Source organism: Micromonospora sp. R77, assembly GCF_022747945.1.
Classification (GTDB): domain Bacteria; phylum Actinomycetota; class Actinomycetes; order Mycobacteriales; family Micromonosporaceae; genus Micromonospora.
In genome coordinates this window covers 648,670-667,690 of record NZ_JALDST010000001.1, presented here as the reverse complement: position 1 = coordinate 667,690, position 19,021 = coordinate 648,670, and the positions used below count along the sequence as shown (strand labels likewise).

18 protein-coding genes are annotated in these 19,021 nt (G+C 73.4%); 8 read left to right on the top strand and 10 right to left on the bottom strand.

All coding sequences use genetic code 11. The annotated features are described in order from the left end of the window. Positions 1-15: 15 nt before the first annotated feature. The gene (locus MRQ36_RS02815) at positions 16-438 is read right to left on the bottom strand and encodes a GNAT family N-acetyltransferase (RefSeq protein WP_242792467.1); all 423 of its coding nucleotides are present in this window, start codon (positions 436-438) and stop codon (positions 16-18) included. Between the two features lie 10 nt (positions 439-448). Next, positions 449-1,048, bottom strand: a complete 600-nt coding sequence (locus tag MRQ36_RS02810) for a thymidylate kinase (protein ID WP_242792465.1) — start codon at positions 1,046-1,048, stop codon at positions 449-451. A 120-nt stretch (positions 1,049-1,168) separates the two neighbouring features. Between MRQ36_RS02810 and MRQ36_RS02805 the strand changes: the two genes are divergently transcribed. Then, complete coding sequence (locus MRQ36_RS02805; RefSeq protein WP_242792463.1) at positions 1,169-1,732, top strand: dihydrofolate reductase family protein; 564 nt, start codon at positions 1,169-1,171, stop codon at positions 1,730-1,732. A gap of 45 nt (positions 1,733-1,777) precedes the next feature. Beyond that, positions 1,778-2,617, top strand: coding sequence for an RNA methyltransferase (locus MRQ36_RS02800; protein ID WP_242792461.1), 840 nt, complete (start codon positions 1,778-1,780; stop codon positions 2,615-2,617). Between the two features lie 40 nt (positions 2,618-2,657). Here MRQ36_RS02800 and MRQ36_RS02795 read toward each other — a convergent pair whose 3' ends face one another. Next, positions 2,658-3,938: a serine hydrolase gene (locus MRQ36_RS02795; RefSeq protein WP_242792459.1), complete on the bottom strand. Its 1,281-nt coding sequence runs from the start codon at positions 3,936-3,938 to the stop codon at positions 2,658-2,660. A 121-nt stretch (positions 3,939-4,059) separates the two neighbouring features. Here MRQ36_RS02795 and argG point away from each other — a divergent pair, with 121 nt between their 5' ends. Both argG and MRQ36_RS02785 read left to right on the top strand, forming a co-directional pair. After that, the gene (gene argG / locus MRQ36_RS02790; RefSeq protein ID WP_242792457.1) at positions 4,060-5,508 is read left to right on the top strand and encodes an argininosuccinate synthase; all 1,449 of its coding nucleotides are present in this window, start codon (positions 4,060-4,062) and stop codon (positions 5,506-5,508) included. Between the two features lie 128 nt (positions 5,509-5,636). Continuing rightward, positions 5,637-7,301, top strand: coding sequence for a PucR family transcriptional regulator (locus MRQ36_RS02785; protein ID WP_242792455.1), 1,665 nt, complete (start codon positions 5,637-5,639; stop codon positions 7,299-7,301). A 124-nt stretch (positions 7,302-7,425) separates the two neighbouring features. On the opposite strand, the gene MRQ36_RS02780 is transcribed toward MRQ36_RS02785, so the two are convergent. After that, positions 7,426-8,775: a hypothetical protein gene (locus tag MRQ36_RS02780; RefSeq protein ID WP_242792453.1), complete on the bottom strand. Its 1,350-nt coding sequence runs from the start codon at positions 8,773-8,775 to the stop codon at positions 7,426-7,428. 88 nt (positions 8,776-8,863) lie between these two features. Between MRQ36_RS02780 and murD the strand changes: the two genes are divergently transcribed. After that, positions 8,864-10,210 carry a UDP-N-acetylmuramoyl-L-alanine--D-glutamate ligase gene (murD, locus tag MRQ36_RS02775; RefSeq protein WP_242792451.1) on the top strand — a complete coding sequence of 449 codons (1,347 nt, stop codon included), beginning with the start codon at positions 8,864-8,866 and terminating at the stop codon, positions 10,208-10,210. A 1-nt stretch (position 10,211) separates the two neighbouring features. Here the strand turns inward: murD and MRQ36_RS02770 are convergent, their stop codons facing one another. From MRQ36_RS02770 to MRQ36_RS02760, 3 genes are all read right to left on the bottom strand, one after another. Further along, positions 10,212-10,760, bottom strand: coding sequence for a DUF6114 domain-containing protein (locus tag MRQ36_RS02770; RefSeq protein ID WP_242792448.1), 549 nt, complete (start codon positions 10,758-10,760; stop codon positions 10,212-10,214). A 1-nt stretch (position 10,761) separates the two neighbouring features. Further along, entirely contained in the window at positions 10,762-11,391 is a 630-nt protein-coding gene (locus tag MRQ36_RS02765) for a DUF6230 family protein (RefSeq protein WP_242792446.1), read from the bottom strand. A gap of 223 nt (positions 11,392-11,614) precedes the next feature. Continuing rightward, a complete protein-coding gene (locus MRQ36_RS02760; RefSeq protein ID WP_242792444.1) occupies positions 11,615-12,388 on the bottom strand; it encodes a TetR/AcrR family transcriptional regulator in 774 nt (257 codons plus the stop codon). Between the two features lie 399 nt (positions 12,389-12,787). Between MRQ36_RS02760 and MRQ36_RS33095 the strand changes: the two genes are divergently transcribed. Next, entirely contained in the window at positions 12,788-13,453 is a 666-nt protein-coding gene (locus MRQ36_RS33095) for a Tat pathway signal sequence domain protein (RefSeq protein WP_278187414.1), read from the top strand. A gap of 50 nt (positions 13,454-13,503) precedes the next feature. Here the strand turns inward: MRQ36_RS33095 and MRQ36_RS02750 are convergent, their stop codons facing one another. Continuing rightward, a complete protein-coding gene (locus MRQ36_RS02750; protein WP_242792442.1) occupies positions 13,504-13,725 on the bottom strand; it encodes a hypothetical protein in 222 nt (73 codons plus the stop codon). A 2-nt stretch (positions 13,726-13,727) separates the two neighbouring features. Further along, on the bottom strand, positions 13,728-14,483 hold the full coding sequence (locus MRQ36_RS02745; protein ID WP_242792440.1) for a hypothetical protein: 756 nt from the start codon (positions 14,481-14,483) through the stop codon (positions 13,728-13,730). 248 nt (positions 14,484-14,731) lie between these two features. On the opposite strand from MRQ36_RS02745, the gene MRQ36_RS02740 reads away from it, so the two are divergent. Continuing rightward, positions 14,732-16,033, top strand: coding sequence for an aspartate aminotransferase family protein (locus tag MRQ36_RS02740; RefSeq protein ID WP_242792439.1), 1,302 nt, complete (start codon positions 14,732-14,734; stop codon positions 16,031-16,033). 58 nt (positions 16,034-16,091) lie between these two features. After that, the gene (locus MRQ36_RS02735) at positions 16,092-17,585 is read left to right on the top strand and encodes a CoA-acylating methylmalonate-semialdehyde dehydrogenase (RefSeq protein ID WP_242792438.1); all 1,494 of its coding nucleotides are present in this window, start codon (positions 16,092-16,094) and stop codon (positions 17,583-17,585) included. Here the strand turns inward: MRQ36_RS02735 and MRQ36_RS02730 are convergent. Further along, on the bottom strand, positions 17,557-18,963 hold the full coding sequence (locus tag MRQ36_RS02730) for an acyltransferase (RefSeq protein ID WP_242792437.1): 1,407 nt from the start codon (positions 18,961-18,963) through the stop codon (positions 17,557-17,559). The genes MRQ36_RS02735 and MRQ36_RS02730 overlap by 29 nt on opposite strands. Between the last annotated feature and the right edge of the window lie 58 nt (positions 18,964-19,021).

The window sequence follows — 19,021 nt, the reverse complement described above, 5'->3', positions numbered from 1 at the left end:
GGGGGAGGCCCCCGCTCACCGCCCCGGGCGGTACGGGCCGACGCGGAACATGCCCGTCATGTCGTCGTGCACCGCGTACCCGAAGCGGCGGTAGAGGCCGACCGAGTCCCCGGCGGCGAAGAGGCCGACGAAGGTGCGGGTGCCGGCGCGACCGGCGATCCACCCCTCAAGCCGGCCCAGGATCGCCGTGCCGACCCCGCGCCGCTGCCGCTCCGGCAGCACCGCCAGGTCCTGCAGGTAGTAGTAGATCGCCCCGTCCCCGATCAGCCGGCCGAGCCCGATCACCCGGTCGCCCTCGACGGCCACCACGCCGTGCAGCGAGGCGGCCAGCGACGCCGGGATCGCCACCGGGTCGTACGCGTCGGTCCAGCCGACCGCGGTGGTGACGGCGACGAACTCGTCGACCGTGGGCAGCCGGTCCACCAGGTGGTACTCCATGATCGGCAATCTAGCCGACCAGCGGTGCCACCAGCCGGTCCAGCGCCGCCGCCACCTCTTCCGGGTCCCGGTCGCCGTCGACCACCACGAACGTGCCGAACTCCGGCAGCGCCCGGTAGGCGGCGTCCAGCGCCCGCAGGTGGGCCAGCTCCTCGGTGTCGATGCCGCGGGCCGTCACCCGGGCCTGCGCCACCTCGGGCGAGGTGGCCAGGAAGCAGACCACCGTCGGTCGCGGGAAGATCGCGTACGCGGCCCGGACCGCCCGCCGGCCCCGGTCACCCCGCGCTGTCATGATCACGTCCTGGCACCAGGTCCAGCGGTCCAGCACCGCCGTCCGCCCGGTCACCCGGCTGACCAGCACCGTGCGGGCCATCGCCGCCGCGCGCACCGCCGCCTCCAGGGCCGCATATCGGGTACGACCGAACAGCGCCCTGCCGTCCGGCCGGCCCAACGCTCGGGCCAGCCGGTTCCACAGCGGCCGACCGCCGGCGTTCTCGAAGTACCGGGCCGGGGTGCCGGCGGCGGTGAGTCGCCGGGCGAGGGCGCGCGCCTGGGTGCTCTTGCCCGATCCGTCCACCCCGACCAGCGCGATCATCACGGGAGGGGCCACGCCCGGGCACGGTACCCCGACGGCACAAGTTCGGCCGGGCCGGTTGTCGGATCGCGCCGGCCGGCTCCGACCCCACCGGTACGCGTCCCGCCGGGGCGCGACCGATCCGGGAGAATCGCCATGGGAAAGATCATTTACTGGGTGCACCAGTCGGTCGACGGTTTCATCGAGGGCCCGAACGGCGAGTTCGACTGGCCCGCGATGGGCGAGGAACTGTCGGCGTACTCGCTGGAGCTGAGCGAGCGGGCCGGCGCGTTCCTCTACGGGCGCCGGGTCTGGGAGATGATGTCGCACTACTGGCCGCAGGCCGAGTCCCACAGCGACCACCCGCACGACCTGGCCTTCGCGCCGATCTGGCGGCGTACCCCGAAGGTCGTGCTGTCCCGCACACTGACCGCCGCCGGCCACGGCGCCCGGGTGGTCGGCGGCGCCGGCCTCGCCACGGCACTCGCCGAGCTCCGCACCGGCACGGACGGCGACCTGCTGCTCACCGGCGGGGCCGGCGCCGGTGCGGCGCTGACCGCGCTCGGCCTGGTCGACGAATACCAGGCGATCGTGCATCCGGTGGTGCTCGGCGGCGGGAAGCCGGTCCTCCCCGGGACCGGCCGGGTCGACCTGCGGCTGGTCGACAGTCGAGGCTTCGACGGCAGGTCCGTGCTGCTGCGCTACCACCGGGCGGGCTGACCGGGCCACGGTGACGTCCCTCGCCCGGCACCCGCGCGGCGCGGGGTGGGCCGGCGCGTGCGGCAGAATCGTCGGGTGCCCGTCCACGAGATCACCGACCCCGACGACGACCGGATCGCCGACTACCGTGCGCTGACCGACGTCGAGCTGCGTACCCGCTGGGAGCCGCCGCACGGCCTCTTCATCGCCGAGGGGGAGCTGGTGCTGCGGCGGGCGCTGCGGGCCGGCTACCCGGCCCGGTCCTACCTGGTGGACGCGAAGCGGAGCGACCAGCTCGCCGACCTGGACACCGGCGACGCCCCGGTCTACGCGGCCACCCCGGCGGTGCTCCAGCGGGCCACCGGTTTCCACGTGCACCGGGGCGTGCTCGCCTCGTTCCACCGCAAGCCGCTGCCGACCGCGGCCGAGGTGCTGGCGGACGCCCGTCGGGCGGTGATCCTGGAGGACGTCAACAACCACACCAACCTCGGCGCGATCTTCCGGGCCGTGGCCGGCCTGGGCGTGGACGCGGTGCTGCTCTCGCCGACCTGCGCCGACCCGCTCTACCGGCGCAGTGTCCGGGTCAGCATGGGCGAGGTCTTCGCCGTCCCGTACGCGAAGCTGGAACCCTGGCCGGACGCGCTGGCCCAGGTCCGGGCGGCGGGTTTCACGGTGCTGGCGATGACGCCCGCGCCCGACGCGGTGCCGATCCAGCGGCTGGACGCGGCCCGGCGGGCCCGGTCCGCCCTGCTGATGGGGGCCGAGGGGGCCGGCCTGACCCGGGCGGCCATGGACGCCAGCGACGTACGCGTGGTGATCCCGATGCGGCGCGGCGTGGACTCGCTCAACGTGGCCGCCGCCACCGCCGTCGCCTGCTGGGAGCTGGGCCGCGACGACCCGCTGTGACGTCGGGGACGACGGTCGCCGCCCCCGACGCCGGTGCGGCTCAGCCGAAGTACGTCGACCAGAGGTTGTGGGTCGGCCAGCTGGTCACCGCGCGGGACGCGGCCCAGAGTGCCGAGTCGATCGTGCTGTAGCTGAGCCCGGACTCGTCGTCGCGCCGGTTGAGCACGGCCGCCCAGCTCATCCCCTGGTACGTACGCACCATGATGCTGTAGGTGCCGGCGAAGCTGCCGGTGTGCCAGGTGTTGCGTCCGGTGCCGCCGGTGACCGGGCGGACCTGCCAGCCCAGGCCGTAGTACCAGCCGTCGGCGTTCACCCCGGTCGGGTTGGGCACCGCGAACACCCGGCTGAGCGAGGTGCTGTTCAACACCGTGTTGCCACTGTCGAAGGTGGCCGCCCAGCGCACCAGGTCCACCGCGGAGGCGAGCCAGCCGCCGTTGGCGTCGTGGATGCGCATGCTGAACGTGCCGTACGGGGCGTTGACGATGGTGCCCGAGTTGTCCAGCACGGTCGGGCCGGTGTACTGGGACCCGTAGCCCCCCACCTCGCCGCTGCGCCGACCGATCGTCCACCCGCTCGCCATCCGGGTGATGCCCCGCGGGGCGAGCAGCGCCTGCTGGACGTACGTCTCGTAGGGCAGGCCGCTGACCTTCTCGATGATCCGGCCCGCGAGCAGGTAGCCGTAGTTGCTGTAGGAGACCGTCGAGCCGGGGTCGTGCATCAGCGGCTGGCCGGACATGAACCGGATGACGTCGGCGTGCGTCAGCTCCATCGGCACGCCCAGCGCGTCGGCGATGACCTTGTCCCGGAACACCGGGTCGAAGTTGGTCAGGTCCTTGTCCCAGCCGCCGGTGTGCTGCAGCAGCCGCCAGAGGGTGACCTGGCTCAGTCGGGGGTCGACGGTCTGCCCGGCCGGCGGGATGAAGTCGAGGAACTTGGTGACCGGGTCACCGAGGCTCAGCTTGCCGTCCTGCGCCAGCCGGACGAGCGCCGCCGCGGTCAACGACTTGGAGAGGCTGGCCACCCGGAACAACGTGGTGGGCCGGATGTTCTGCGGCGAGTTGTTGCCGTAGCCGCGGGCCAGCACCAGGCGGCCCTGATAGGTCACCGCGAGCTGCCCGGCGCTGATCTGCCGGTCCAGCATGAAGCTCTTCATCGTGTCGTCGAACGCGCTCAGCGAGCTGACCGCCGTACCGGACGTCGTCCAGATGGGCAGCGCGGCGCCCGCCGGCGCCGCCCCGAGTGCTCCCGCGCCGAGCGTCCCCACCCCCGCGGCACCGACCAGCTTCCCGAAGGTACGCCGGTCGACCGTCGTCCCGTCCATGCCTCCCCTTCCGGTTGATCACGATCATGGCGACGCTACTCGACCGCAGGAAAGACACCGTCGGCCGGTGGAGTCTCCGGATCCGATTGCATAAGAATGCAGTTGGGTGCATGATCTTCCTGTGTCCAAGGTTCTCACCTCCCTGCCCATCGGCGAACGTGTCGGCATCGCCTTCTCCGGCGGTCTCGACACCTCGGTCGCGGTCGCGTGGATGCGCGACAAGGGCGCCGTTCCCTGCGCCTACACCGCTGACATCGGCCAGTACGACGAGCCCGACATCGCCTCGGTGCCCGGTCGCGCGCTCAGCTACGGCGCCGAGGTCGCGCGACTGGTCGACTGCCGCACCGCTCTCGTCGAGGAGGGCCTGGCGGCGCTCACCTGCGGCGCCTTCCACATCCGCTCGGGCGGGCGCGCCTACTTCAACACCACCCCACTGGGCCGGGCCGTGACCGGGACGCTCCTGGTGCGGGCGATGGTCTCCGACGACGTCCAGATCTGGGGCGACGGCTCGACCTTCAAGGGCAACGACATCGAGCGCTTCTACCGGTATGGCCTGCTGGCCAACCCCCAGCTGCGCATCTACAAGCCGTGGCTCGACACCGCCTTCGTCACCGAGCTGGGTGGGCGTAGGGAGATGTCGGAGTGGCTGCTCGAACGCGGCCTGCCCTACCGGGACAGCACCGAGAAGGCGTACTCGACCGACGCCAACATCTGGGGCGCCACGCACGAGGCGAAGACCCTCGAGCACCTCGACACCGGCATCGAGACGGTCACTCCGATCATGGGCGTCCGGTTCTGGGACCCGTCCGTGGACATCCCGACCGAGGACGTCACCATCGGGTTCGACCAGGGCCGCCCGGTGACCATCAACGGCAAGGAGTTCGGCAGCCCCGTCGACCTGGTGCTGGAGGCCAACGCCATCGGCGGCCGGCACGGCCTGGGCATGTCGGACCAGATCGAGAACCGGATCATCGAGGCCAAGAGCCGGGGCATCTACGAGGCGCCCGGCATGGCACTGCTGCACGCCGCGTACGAGCGGCTGGTCAATGCCATCCACAACGAGGACACCCTGGCGAACTACCACAACGAGGGTCGCCGCCTCGGTCGGCTGATGTACGAGGGGCGCTGGCTGGACCCGCAGGCACTGATGCTGCGCGAGTCGCTGCAGCGCTGGGTCGGCACGGCGGTCACCGGCGAGGTGACGTTGCGGCTGCGCCGGGGCGAGGACTACTCGATCCTGGACACCACCGGCCCGGCGTTCAGCTACCACCCGGACAAGCTGTCGATGGAGCGTACCGAGGACTCGGCGTTCGGCCCGTCGGACCGGATCGGCCAGCTCACCATGCGCAACCTGGACATCGCCGACTCGCGGGCGAAGTTGGAGCAGTACGCCACCCTCGGCATGGTCGGTGCGACGCCCCAGCGGATGGTCGGCGCCGCGCAGGCGGCCTCGACCGGGCTGATCGGCGCGATGCCGCAGGGCGGCGCGGAGGCCATCGCCTCCCGGGGCGTCCCCTCCGTCGAGGACGAGGCACTGGACCGCGCCGCGATGGAGTTCGGCGTCGACTGAGCGATGCAGCGGGACCCTCTCGCCCGGATCGGGGCGGTCGCCTTCCCGGTCCGGGCGATGCCTCCCGCTGAGCACCAGGCCCGGATCGAAGACTCGGCGGTTCGAGACCTGGGGTGACGCAGGGTAGCGTGTCGCCCGTGTTCCCTACCGTCCGTGAGGTTCTCGCGCTCGACCCGGTCCGCCACGGCGCCCCGCGCCTGGTCGCCGGGGAGGCCGGGCTGGACCAGCCGGTCCGCTGGGTGCACGTGACCGAGGTGCCGGACATCGCCACCCTGCTCGGCGGGCGGGAGCTGGTGCTCACCACCGGCATCGGGCTGCCCGCCGACGACGCCGGCCTGCGCGCGTTCATCGGTGACCTGGCCGACGTCGGGGTCTCCGGTCTGGTGGTGGAGCTGGGCCGCCGCTATGTCAGCGGGGTGCCCCGGGTGATGGCGGCGGCCGCCGAGCGACGCGGACTGCCCCTGGTCGAGCTGCGGCGGGCCACCCCGTTCGTACGGATCACCGAGGCGGTGCACGCGCTGATCGTGGACGCCCAGCTCACCGAGCTGCGCGCCACCGAGGAGATCCACCAGCGGTTCACCGAACTCTCCGTCGAGGGCGCCGGCCCCACCGAGGTGGTACGCCAGGCCGCCGAGCTGGCCGGCTGCCCGGTGGTGCTGGAGAACCTGTCCCGGCAGGTGCTCGCGTACGACCCGGCGGGGGAGAGCGCGGAGCTGCTGCTGGACGGTTGGGAGCAGCACTCCCGGCGGATCCGGCCGGCCGGGCGGACCGCGTACGACCCGGACAGCGGCTGGCTGGTCACCACCGTCGGCGCCCGGGGCCAGGACTGGGGCCGGCTGCTGCTGCGCTGGTCGGCCGGTACCCCGCCGACCCGGCTGACCATCCTGATCGAGCGGGCCGCCTCCACCCTGGCGCTCGGCCGGCTGATCCGGCGCGACGCCGAGGGCCTCGAACGGCAGATCCACCGTACGCTGCTCACCGCCCTGCTCGACCACTCCCGCCCGGTCGACGAGGTGGCGCTGCGGGCCAAGGCACTCGGCGTGGCGCTGGACCGTCGGCACCTGGTCGGCGTGGTGGTCCGGCACCGCGCCGACGACCCGGCCGGGGACGGCGCCGCCGCCGAGACCGGCCCCGAGGCCGGCCCGGCCCGGCTACGGGACCTGGCCGAGGCGGTCGGCCACGCGCTGCGCGAGGCCCGACTCACCGGCCTCACCAGCGCCGTCGACGACCAGGCCGTGGGCGTCCTGCTGGCGCTGCCCGACCCGGCCGGCGAGGAGAAGGCCCTGGCCGCGTTCGCCGCGGCGGTGCGTCGGGTACGCCTCGACGCCGCCCCGCCCCGTCCAGCAGCGGTGATCGTGGCCGCCGGCTCCGGGGTCGGCAGCCTGCGGGAGGCCGGCCGGTCGCTGATCGAGGCGCGGCAGATCGCCGAGGCGGCCCGCCGGGACCGCCGTGACCTGCCGATCTTCCGGCTGCCGCACGTCGGGCTGGCCGGCCTGCTGCACCTGCTGCGGGACGAGCCCCGGCTGCAGACCTTCGTCGAGCGGGAACTGGGCGCGTTGCTCGCCTACGACGCGCAGCACCCCCGGGAGCAACTGCTCGGTACCCTCCGCGCCTACCTGGAGCAGGGCCGGAACAAGTCGGCCGCGGCTGCCGCCGCCCACCTGTCCCGCCCGGCCTTCTACGAGCGGCTGGCCCGCATCGGCCGCATCCTCGACACCGACCTGGACTCGGTCGACGCCTGCCTCTCCCTCCACGTGGCCCTGCTGGCCCTCGACGCCATCCGCACCCCCTGACCCACCCTCCGCCCGTCCGCCCTGCCGATCCCTCTTTCACGGAAAGAGTGGCCATGGGGCGTGGAATGGCCACTCTTTCCGTGAAAGTGCGGCGCGAGAGGTGGGGTGGGCGGGTGGGGGTGGGTTAGGTGAGGGCGGTGAGGGTCTTGGCGTAGGTGGAGGGGATGAAGTTGGGGCCACCGGGGGTGAAGACGTCGGAGGTCGCCGCCGCCGACCAGGCGGTGTCGGGGACCGCGTCGACCAGGGCGCGGACCACCGGGGCGTCGCGCCACTGCTCCTGCTCGGCGAGGAGGCTCAGCGCCACCACCGACTCCTCGACCTCGCCCACGCACTCGAACGGCTTGTGCCCGTCCACCCCGAGCAGCTCCCGGTAGCCGGGGAGCTGGGTGGGGTCGGCGAGCAGGTCACCGCCGAAGATGTGGGTGATCCGCTCCCGGGACATGAACGGCGCCATGGCCAGGAAGACGAAGCGGCACTTCGGGCAGTTGCGGCACCAGCGCTCGCTCGCGTCGCGCAACTTGAACGCCGCGTTGCAGCTGGTCACCACGTCGTCATAGCGGTCGATCGCGGCGAAGAGCCGGGCGATGTGCAGCTCCGACAGCGACCGCAGCAGCGAGAAGTACGGCTCGGTGAGGCCGGCGTGCTCGGCGAGGGCGGCCCGCAGCAGCCCCTCCGCCTCGACGCCCTTGGACCACTGGTGGTTGATCTCGTGACCGTTCCAGATCAGGTTCGGGTCGGACGCCGAGCGCTCGTTGGACATCACCACCGGGCCCAGCCCGTGCAGCACGGCGGTGGCGACCGCGATCAGCGAGTTGATCGCGGTGACCGGGATGTGCCCGTTCAGCGCCCCCGCGTCGTTGAGGTCGAACAGCACCGGGTCGATCCGCCGGCGCGCGGCCAGCGGCACCAGGTCGGACGCCTCGTTGACCGAGACGATGACGTGGTTCGGGTTGACCGAGAACGGCACCGGGTCGAAGCCGGCCCGGCGCAGCGCCTCCAGGCTGACGATCGAGTCCTTGCCGCCGCCGACGGCCGACAGCGGGCGACGGTCCGAGTCGTCGTACACCCGGGGTGGGGTGACCGAACCGGTCGGCACCTCGGGGCGCAGCTGGAGCACGTGCGGCAGCTGGTTGCGGTACGCGTACTCGGCGAGGCCCTTGGTGTAGACGGCGGTGACCAGCTCGACGGCGGCCGCGCCCAGCGGCGCCGGCAGCACCAGCCGGGGCGGCGCGGCGGCCTTGTAGTAGCTGACCCCGGCGACCACGTGCAGCAGCTCCAGGACCCGACCGAGGGTGGCGGCCGTGGCATCGGAGACCGGCTCGGCCGGCAGCGGCAGGGTGATCACCTCGGTGAACCGTTGCTCGCCGTCCGGTCCGGTCAGGGCGTAGTCGAACAACGCCTCGCCGGTGGCGAAGTCGATCGAGTAGGACGGGAAGGTGAAGGCGTCCATCCGCCGGAGCTGCTCGTTGGGCACACGCCATACTAGGCCCTGGTTCGTCCGCCGTGTCCGGCTGCGTCGGACCCCGGCCGCCGATCGTCGTCGAAACCCCCGAGGAGAGCCTGTGCGCCTGTCTGACCTGCGCGGACGTACCGTCGCCGTCTGGGGGGCCGGCCGGGAGGGCCGGGCGGCGGTGACCGCGATCGCCGCGCACGGCCCGGCCGGCCTGGTCGCCGTGGACGACAGTGCCAACTTTCTCACCCTGCCCTGGGAGGGTCCGCTCGCGGCGGCGGCGCCCCTGGTCACCGGGGAGGAGGGCTTCGCCCGGCTGGCCGCCGCCGACGTGGTGGTCCGTTCGCCCGGCGTGCCGAGCACCCACCCGTGGATGGTCGAGCTGCGCCACCGGGGCGTCACCGTCACCCAGGGCAGCGCGCTCTGGATGGCCGACCACGCGGACCGCACCGTCGGGGTGACCGGCAGCAAGGGCAAGAGCACCACGTCGAGCCTGATCAGCCACCTGCTGGCCGCGATGGACCGGCCCAACGTCTTCGGCGGCAACATCGGCGTGCCCCTGCTCGACCTGCCCGAGGCCGAGCTGTACGTGCTGGAACTGTCCAGCTACCAGTGCGCCGACCTGGCCGACTCGCCCCGGGTCGCCGTGGTGACCGCGCTCTTCCCCGAGCACCTCGACGCGCACGGCGGCGAACGGGAGTACTACCGGGACAAGCTGAACCTGCTCGACCACGGCCCGCACACCGTGGTGGTCAACGGCGCCGACCCGCGCCTGGCCGTGGAGCTGGGCGACCGGGCCGTGGTCCGCGCCGGCCGGCCGGAGACCACCCACGTCGCCACCGGCCCGGACGGTACGCCCTGGTTCCACCTGCGCGACCAGCCGCTCTTCCCGCGCGCCGTGCTGCCGCTGGTGGGCCGGCACAACGAGGGCAACCTCTGCGTGGCCCTCGCCGTCCTCGACGCGCTGGGCGTGGACGTCGCCGCCCGCAAGGACACCCTGGCCGTGGCGGTCGCCGGCTTCCAAGGGCTGGCCCACCGGCTCACCGAGATCGCCGACCCGTCGGGGCTCACCTTCGTCGACGACACCCTGGCCACCAGCCCGTACGCGGCGATGCACGCGATCGACGCGTACGAGGGGCGGCCGTTGACGGTGATCGTCGGCGGCACCGACCGGGGCCTGGACTACACGCCGCTACGGGACCACCTGGCCGAGCGGGAGATCACCGTGATCGGCATCCCGGACAGCGGCCCGCGCATCGTCGAGGCGCTCGCCGGGCTCCCGGGGGTGCGGACCGAACTCGCCGAGGACCTGGTCGACGCGGTGGGACTGTCCCGCAAGCTCACCCCGACCGGCGGGGTGGTGCTGCTCTCGCCGGCCGCCCCCAGCTATGGCCGGTTCCGCAACTTCGAGCACCGCTCGGAGGTGTTCGCCCAGGCGGTGGCCGACACGGCCCGCTGAGTCAGGCCCGTTCCACCGGGGCCCGCTCCGGCGGGTCGCCGCCCGGCAGCAGGTCCGCCCCGACGTCCTCCGGATCCCGGGGAGCCGGTGGGGCGGCGGCGTCCGCCGGGTCCCGGGGAGCGGACGGGGCGGCGTCGGCGTCCGCCCCGACCGGGGCGGGTGCGGGCCGTTTGTCCGGCGTCCAGGCGAAGGCGAGCGCGCCACCGACCAGGACGAGGAGCATGCCGACCACGAACCCGCCGAGGTTCGAGGTGAGCCAGGAGATCAGCCCCAGCAGCAGGGAGAGCAGCGCGTAGAAGACCCGCTGCTGCGGGGCCGTGACCAGCAGGACGCCGCAGAGCACCAGGATCATCGGCACCAGGTAGCCGGCCAGCCCCTGCGGCCCGACGTGCAGCAGCACGCCGAGGGGTGCCCGGAGCGTCACCAGCATCTCGGCGCCGCCGAGGGTGATCAGCAGGCCGGCGGTGAACGGGCGGGCCCGCCGCCAGCGGCGCCAGCGCCCGCCGGGGTGGCGGACGGCCGGCACCGCGGCGTGGTCCTCGGTGGTCATGTCAGCACTCGTCGGAGCTGAACGACATGTGCAGGTTCGGCAGGGTGAAGACGGCCGCCGTGGTGGCGTAGTTGTGCTGCCGGACGTTGGTGATGGTCACCTTGTCGGCCTGCTGGGAGAAGACGCCCGGGTTGCCGCGTACGCCGGGCACCTGGTCCAGGGTGCTGGCGTCCTGCCCGACGTTGATGTTGGTGAACGAGGCGTTGCCGGCGACCTCGTCGCCGTCGACGACCAGGGTCCTGGCGGTGACCGGCGTGCCGGCGTCCCCGGCGGTGATCCGCAGGTTGATCCCGCCCAGGCTGATGCTCTGGCAGAGGTTGGTCAGCTTCGCCCGGTCGATCGCGGAGACCATCACCAGCACCTGGCCGCCGGTGTCGCCCTCGTTGGGACTGTTCTCGATCATGTGGTCGATCGTGGCGAACTGCTCGAAGCCGGTGCCGTCGAGGCGGTCGGCGGTGACGGTGAACGGCATGCCGGAGATGGCGAACTGCGCGCCGAGCGCGCCCTGGGCGGTCAGTGCGATCATGCCGGCCGCGCCGACCGCCACGGTGCCGAAGGTGACGGCGAATCGACGCCAGCGGACCCCGCTCTGCGGCGGGTCCGGTTCGATCGGTGCGGTCTGCTCGGACATGGCGGCTCCTTTTCGAGATCAATTCATCGGCGGGACGGCCGCTCGCCGGTGTGGTGGAAGAGACCTGAATTGGCTGCGCACGGTGCCGCGCCCAGGGGACGCAGGCCGAAGTTACCGCTGGGTAAAGGTGGGGTCAACAGTGGGTAGTGGGGCGACGTTGGGCGGCATCTGCGAAATGCGGCCAACGGTGAGAACCCCGGCGGGTTTCCTACCCGCGCTCACCTCACCGGGCCGCGTCCGCTCGGCCGGCGACCGGCTCGGCGCAGGGTGCGGTGGCGGCCGGACCGTCGGGGCGGACCGGGTGGGTGGCCCGGCTCGCCGTCTGCCGCCCCAGGAACGGGGCCGTGGCCGCGTAGGTGAGCACCGGGAGCAGCTGCGACAGCTCCTCGACCGGCCCCTGCGCCACCCGGCTGCGGATGGTCGCGTACAGGCCGCCGACCACCGTGGACACCAGCAGGTCCCGGTCGACCGCGTTGTCCACCGGCCCGGCGTCGACGAAGAACCGGCGGAAGCTGGTGAGCAGGGCGTCCCGTTCCCGGCGGGCGGCCGGACCGGCCGCGTCGACCTCCACGAGGGCCATCCGGGCGAAGGCCGGCACGCTCGCGAGCACCTCCAGCAGGGTGCGCAGGGCGGCCCGGGCGGCGTCCGGCCACTGCGGACCGGCCTCCCGGTAGGCGTTCTCCATCAGCTGCGACACCACCGCGATGCCGTGCCGGTAGGCGGCGAGGAAGGCGTCCTCCTTGCCGGTGAAGAGGGCGTAGAAGGCCGGGCGGGTCACCCCCGCGGCGCGACAGATGTCGGTGACCCGGGCGTTGTCGTAACCCCTCGTCGCCACCTCCTGCACGAGCCCGTCGAAGAGGCGGTCGCGCTGGGTCGCCGCCACCACCTCGGCGGAGACCCGGCGTGGGCCGCGCTTGATGGCGCGGTCCGGGTCGCGGCCGGGGCGCGCGCCGGGCAGCGGGACGGGCGCCGGTCGCGGACGGCGCGGAGCGGTCAAGTGATCGACCTCCTTGGATGCATTGACTTTGCGACCCTCAGGGGTTTATAAATTCTGCACTCTGAGTTGGCCTCCAGTCACGATTGGTGATCTCCCTGGGCGATCACCCCGAGCTCGTCGAAGGAGGGCGCGATGGCAGCCATTATCGCCACCCACGAGTCCCCTCCCAAGGCCGGAGAGACGCAGGTGACGCGGCCACGCCGCGAGGCACCACCGCACCCGCCGCGCTGACGCCCGGCATCCGCCACCGCCCGGCCGGACCCCGACCGGTCCGGCCCGCGCCGTCCGCCCCGGACGGCCCCGACCCGTCCGGCCCCCGAGGCCGCACGGGGACCGCGCCCCCGCCGCCCGGGGTCCGGGCGGCCCGACACCCCCGTTCCACCACCGGAAGGAAGAACCATGCCCAGGTACGGACGAACCGGCGCCGGCCTCGCCACCGTGGCCCTGCTGACCAGCCTGCTCGGTGCGGCCCCGGCCGCTGCCGCCCCGACGTCCTCGCTCGCCTCGTCGGTGCTCACCTACGGCAGCGTCGGCGGTTCCGCCGTCGCCGTCGGCCACGTGATCCAGGCCGGCCTGGCCAGCGGCACCAGCGCGACCTTCTACTCGACCACCACCGGCACCACCGGCGTGAAGTGCGCCGCCTCCAGCTTCAGCGCCAAGGTGCTGACCAACCCGACCGCCCCGGGCACCGCCACCGAGAGCCTCACCGCGCAGACCTTCGGCAGCTGCACCACGAACGTGCTCGGCACCACCGGCGTCAGCAGCATCACCGTCAACAACCTGCCGTACACCACGTCGGTGACCAGTGCCGGTGCGGTGACCATCTCCGGGTCGATCCAGAGCACGATCGTGCTGAACACGCTGCTCGGCCCGATCACCTGCGTCTACAAGACGGCCGGCCTGAACGGCACTGCGGTCAACTCGACCAACTCGATCGTCTTCACCAACCAGGTGCTGACCAAGTCCTCCGGGCCCAGCACCTGCTTCAGCACCTCGTACTTCAGCGTCCGGTACTCGCCGGTCAAGGACAGCACCGTCGGCGGCAGCCCGGTGTACGTGAACTGACCGTCCACCGGTCGACGCCCGGCGGTCCGCCGGGCGTCGACCGGGCCCGTTCAGGCGGTCGGGGGCAGCAGGTCGTGCAGGGCCCGCATCGCGCGGATCGCCGAGCGGATCTCCTGGAGGTAGCGGCCCGGGGTGAGCGTGGGCTCCGGTATCCCGGCCGGCGCGGCCGACGCCGGGTCCACCCCGACGGTGTCGATGCCGCAGCCGTACGGCACCGCGAGGGTGCGCAGCGCGTCGCAGTGCTGGAAGGGCACGTAGATCGGGGCGGTCACCATCAGCACCCGGTCGGCGCCGCCCAGCCGTACGTGCTCGGCCCAGAACCGCTGGGTGTCGGCGGTGTGCGCGCGACGCCGCTCGGGTTCGCCGGACGGGCGGCGAGCACGCGTACCGGCGGTCGGCCGGGTGGCCGGTAGGTCCGCGAGGACCAGGCCCGGTGCGGATGCCCGGGATCCGCGCCGGCCTCCTCGTGCGGGGTGTCCACGCCGAACGCGGCGCGCACCCCGGCGTCGAGGACGTCCACCTCGGTGGCGCAGCCGGGGACCCCGGCGGCGTCGAGGGTCCGCGACTCGGCCGGCGACAGCGGCCGGAAACTGCCCAGCACGGCGACCTCGCCGCCGACCCCGGTGCCGGTCCGTACCAGGTGCGCGGCGTATTCGGTGCGTCGCAGGCAGGCGTGCGCCAGCCCGCCGAGCACGAGCAGGTGGGCGTACCGGGGCAGGGCCGGCGGGGCGGCCCGGACCAGGCCCAGCGCGTCGGCCGAGGCGAGGACCAGCCCGGCGGTGGCCGGGTCGAAGGCCGGTTCCCGGGCGTCCGGGCGTTCCCGGCCGTCCCGGAAGTCCCAGTGCCGGGCGGAGAAGTCGTCCAGCCCGGCCAGCACCGCGTCGAGCCCACCGGCCGGCCAGTCGCCGCCGAAGTGCGCGACCAGGGCGCGCAGCGGCGGTGACTGGACCCAGGCCCGCACCCCGGCGGCGAGTTCGTCCCCGGACGTCCCCGCCGGGTCACCCGGCAGCCGTACCCGCACAGTCCGCACGTCGCGGATGCTACCGTCGCCGGCCGGTCGCCCGGGCGGCGCGATCCACGGTACGGAATGAGTGGTTGACCGGCACGCGGACCGACGGAAAGGTGAGTGCAGATCACGTACCGCCCCGGAAAGCGCAGCGTCCGGGTTGACGCGCTGTCAGCCCTGCACCGCCGCTGCGCTACACAGTGACAGTTGTCCCTGCCGCCGGGCGGTGAAAGCGTGCGAGGACAGAACAGCCGCTGAAGGGTGCCGACACGATGACCTCCGACGACCTGCTGGCCCGGCACCGGGCCGTGCTCCCGTCCTGGATGCCGCTCTACTACGACGAGCCGATGGAGCTGGTCTCCGGCTCGGGACGCCGGGTCACCGACGCGCAGGGGCGCAGCTATCTCGACTTCTTCGGTGGTGTGCTGACCAACATGATCGGCTACGACATCCCGGAGATCCGGGAGGCGGTGGAGCGGCAGCTGCGCACCGGCATCGTGCACACCTCCACGCTCTATCTGATCCGCCAGCAGGTCGAGCTGGCCGAGAAGGTCGCCCGGGTCTCCGGCATCCCCGACGCCCGGGTCTTCTTCACCAACTCCGGCACCGAGGCCAACGAGGCGGCGCTGCTGGTCGCCACCAACTACCGCCGCTCGCACCAGATCCTGGCCGTCCGCAACAGCTACCACGGCCGGTCGTACGCGGCGATGGGCGTCACCGGCAACCGCGGCTGGTCGGCGAGCGCGCTCAACCCGCTCCAGGTGGCCTGGCTGCACTCCGGCGAGCGGCTGCGCGGCCTGCTGTCCCGGCTGGGCCCCGACGAGCAGGTCGACGCGGCGGTGGAGGACCTGCGCGAGGTGCTCGCCACCCAGACGGCCGGTGACGTGGCCTGCCTGATCGCCGAGCCGATCCAGGGCGTCGGCGGCTTCGTGCACCCGCCGGACGGCCTCTTCGCCGCCTGGAAGAAGGTGCTCGACGAGTCCGGCATCCTCTTCGTCTCCGACGAGGTGCAGACCGGCTGGGGTCGTACCGGCGAGCACTTCTGGGGTTACCAGGCGCACGACGTCACCCCCGACCTGCTCACCTTCGCCAAGGGCATCGGCAACGGCTTCGCCCTCGCGGGCGTGGTCGGCCGGGCCGACGTGCTGGAGTCGGTGCCGGCGATCAGCTTCTCCACCTTCGGCGGCAACCCGGTCTCCACCGCCGCCGGCAACGCCGTCCTGGACTACCTTCTGGACCACGACCTCCAGGCCAACGCGGCCCGCGTCGGCGCGATCCTCGCCGACGGCCTGCGGTCCGCGGTGGGCGATCTCGACTGCGTCGCCGAGGTACGCGGAAAGGGGCTGATGCTCGGCGTCGAGTTCGTCCGGCCCGGCACCACCGAGCCCGACCCGGCACTGACCGTCCGGGTCTTCGAGGCGTGCCGGGCCGGTGGGCTGCTCGCCGGCAAGGGCGGGCTGCACGGCAACGTGCTGCGGATGGGCCCGCCGCTGACGCTGACCGAGGACGAGGCCCGCGAAGGGCTCGCCATCCTGGTCGACGCGATCCGCACCAGCGCCGAGGCGGTCCGGTGAGCGCGAGGAGTGAGCCGGTTCTGCGAGCCCCGCAGTCGGGAACGAAGGGTGGTTCGGCATGAGCGCGAGCATCGGGCACTTCGTCGACGGCAAGCGGGTCGACGGCACCTCCGAGCGGCGTGCCGACGTCTTCGACCCGGCCACCGGTCGGCGTACCGGAGCGGTGGAGCTGGCCTGCGCCGCGGACGTGGCGCGGGCGGTCGAGGCCGCCGAGCGGGCGGCGCGGAGCTGGCGGGACGCCTCCCTGACCAAGCGGACGGCGGTGCTCTTCGCGCTCCGCGAGCTGGTCCACGCGCGCCGCGACCGGCTCGCCGAGGTGATCACCGCCGAGCACGGCAAGGTGCTCGCGGACGCCGCCGGCGAGGTGCAGCGCGGCCTGGAGGTGATCGAGTACGCCTGCGGCATCCCCTCGGCGCTGCGCGGCGGCTTCTCGGAGAACGTCTCCACCGAGGTCGACTCCTACAGCCTGCGCCAGCCGCTCGGGGTGGTGGCGGTGATCTCGCCGTTCAACTTCCCGGTGATGGTGCCGCTGTGGTTCGTGCCGGTCGCGATCGCGTGCGGCAACGCGGTGGTGCTCAAGCCGAGCGAGAAGACCCCGAGCGCCGCGCTGCTGCTGGCCGAGTGGTTCGCCGAGGCGGGCCTGCCCGACGGGGTCTTCAACGTGGTCAACGGCGGCAAGGAGGCGGTCGACGCGCTGCTCGACCACCCCGGGGTGAAGGCGGTCTCGTTCGTCGGCTCCACCCCGGTCGCCCGGTACGTGCACCAGCGCGCGTCGATGGCCGGCAAGCGGGTGCAGGCGCTCGGCGGGGCCAAGAACCACATGGTCGTGCTCCCCGACGCCGACCTGGACCTGGCGGCCGACGCGGCGGTCAACGCCGGCTTCGGGTCGGCGGGGGAGCGGTGCATGGCGATCTCCGCGCTGGTGGCGGTGGAGCCGGTGGCCGACGCCCTGGTCGCGCGGATCGCCGAGCGGATGGCCGGGCTGCGTACCGGCGACGGCCGGCGGGGCTGCGACATGGGTCCGCTGGTCACCGCCGCGCACGCGGCAAAGGTCCGTTCCTACGTGGAGTCGGGGATCGCGGCCGGCGCGGTGCCGGTGGTCGACGGGCGGGACGCGGACCCGGACGGCGCGGCGGAGGGCTTCTGGCTCGGCCCGACCCTCTTCGACCACGTCACCCCGCAGATGTCGATCTACACGGACGAGATCTTCGGCCCGGTGCTCAGCGTCCTGCGGGTCGGCTCGTACGACGAGGCGGTCGAGCTGGTCAACGCCAACCCGTACGGCAACGGCACGGCGATCTTCACCAACGACGGTCGTGCGGCCCGGCGCTACCAGCACGAGGTGGAGGTCGGCATGGTCGGGATCAACGTGCCGATCCCGGTGCCGATGGCGTACTACTCCTTCGGTGGCTGGAAGGCGTCGCTCTTCGGCGACCTGCACGCGCACGGCGCCGACGGGGTCGCCTTCTTCACCCGGGGCAAGGTGGTCACCAGTCGCTGGCCCGACCCGAGCGGCGGTGGGGTCAACCTGGGCTTCCCCACCCAGACCTGAGCAGCCGCAGCACCCCCGCCCCGGCCAGGTACGCCACCAGCGCCGGGGCGGGCAGCCCCAGCGGTTCCGGGGCGGCCTTGCGGGTCAGGCTGTTCAGCAGCAGTCCCGCCACCACCCCGGCGTAACCGGCCACCGCGAGCCCGGTGCGCAGCCGCCGGCCGGTCGCCCCGCCGGGCCGGGCGGTTCCCGGCCCGATGGTTTTCCCCGGCCCGGGGCCGCTGCCCGGCCCGGCGGGGGCGTACCGACGGCTGCGCGCCTCGATCGGGCCGAAGACGGCGACCAGCGCGGCCAGCAGCACGGCCAGCGCGGCCAGCCAGGGGATCCGCCACGCCCACCAGGCCGCCGACCCGACCCGGGGGGTGGGCAGCACGCCGAGGGCGTCGAGGAGCCCGACCAGCAGCACCGCGGCGGTCAGGTGCCAGAGGAAGACGGTCAGCACCACCGCGTTCACCGCGATCACCGCCTGCCACGGACGGCTGCGGCGCAGCCAGCGGGTGGCCGGATCGCGCAGCAGCAGGACCAGCCCGAGCTGGGTGGTGGCCGCCGCGAGCAGCGCCAGGCTCGGCGGCGCGGCGTTGTCCAGCCGCTCGCCGGGCACGTTCAGCATCACCACCGGGTACGGCCCGACCACCGTCGACAGGACCAGCGCGAGCAGCCCGCCCGCCAGCAGCACCAGCGCCGCCCGGCGGGACGTGGGGAGCCGACGCCGGCGCGGCAGGTCGGGGGAGCGGGTGTCGTACCAGGCGAAGCCGAGCTGGTGCACGGCCAGCCAGCCGAACAGGTAGTTCCCGGTGGCCAGGCCGGCCGGCCCGAGCAGCCGGCCCAGGTCGCCGAGCGCCACCAGGCCGACCAGCACCAGCGGCACGGCCAGGCCGAAGCGGCGGTGCAGCGCGTACATCGGTGGGGTCAGCGGGACCACCACCAGGTAGGCGACGAGGAACCAGAGCGGGATGGTGGCGAACCAGACCACGGTGCGGATCTCGGTGGCGTCGGTGCCGCGCAGCCGGGCGACGGCGGCCCCGACCGCGAGCACCACCAGCAGGGCGGTGGTGGGGCGGACCAGGCGGGCGCTGCGGTCGATCAGCCAGCCGGTGGCATTTCCCCCGTGAGCGCGGCGGGCGGTGAGGGAGGCGGCGTTGGCGTACCCGCCGACCAGGAAGAAGACCGGCATCACCTGGGCCAGCCAGGTCAGCGGCCAGACCCAGGGCAGGTCACCGAGGGCGGAGTGCCCGGTGGGCCGGCCGGTCGGGTCGTGACCGATGACGGTGACGCCCCAGTGACCGAGAACGACCATGGTGATGGCGAGCGCCCGGAGCAGGTCGACGTACCGCTCCCGGGTGGCCGGAGTGCGCTCGGCGAGCTGCCGGAGGCGGCGCATGGGCCCAGGCTATGCCAGCGTCGGCTGGCCGGTGCTGATAACGGTTCGGCCGTCGGGT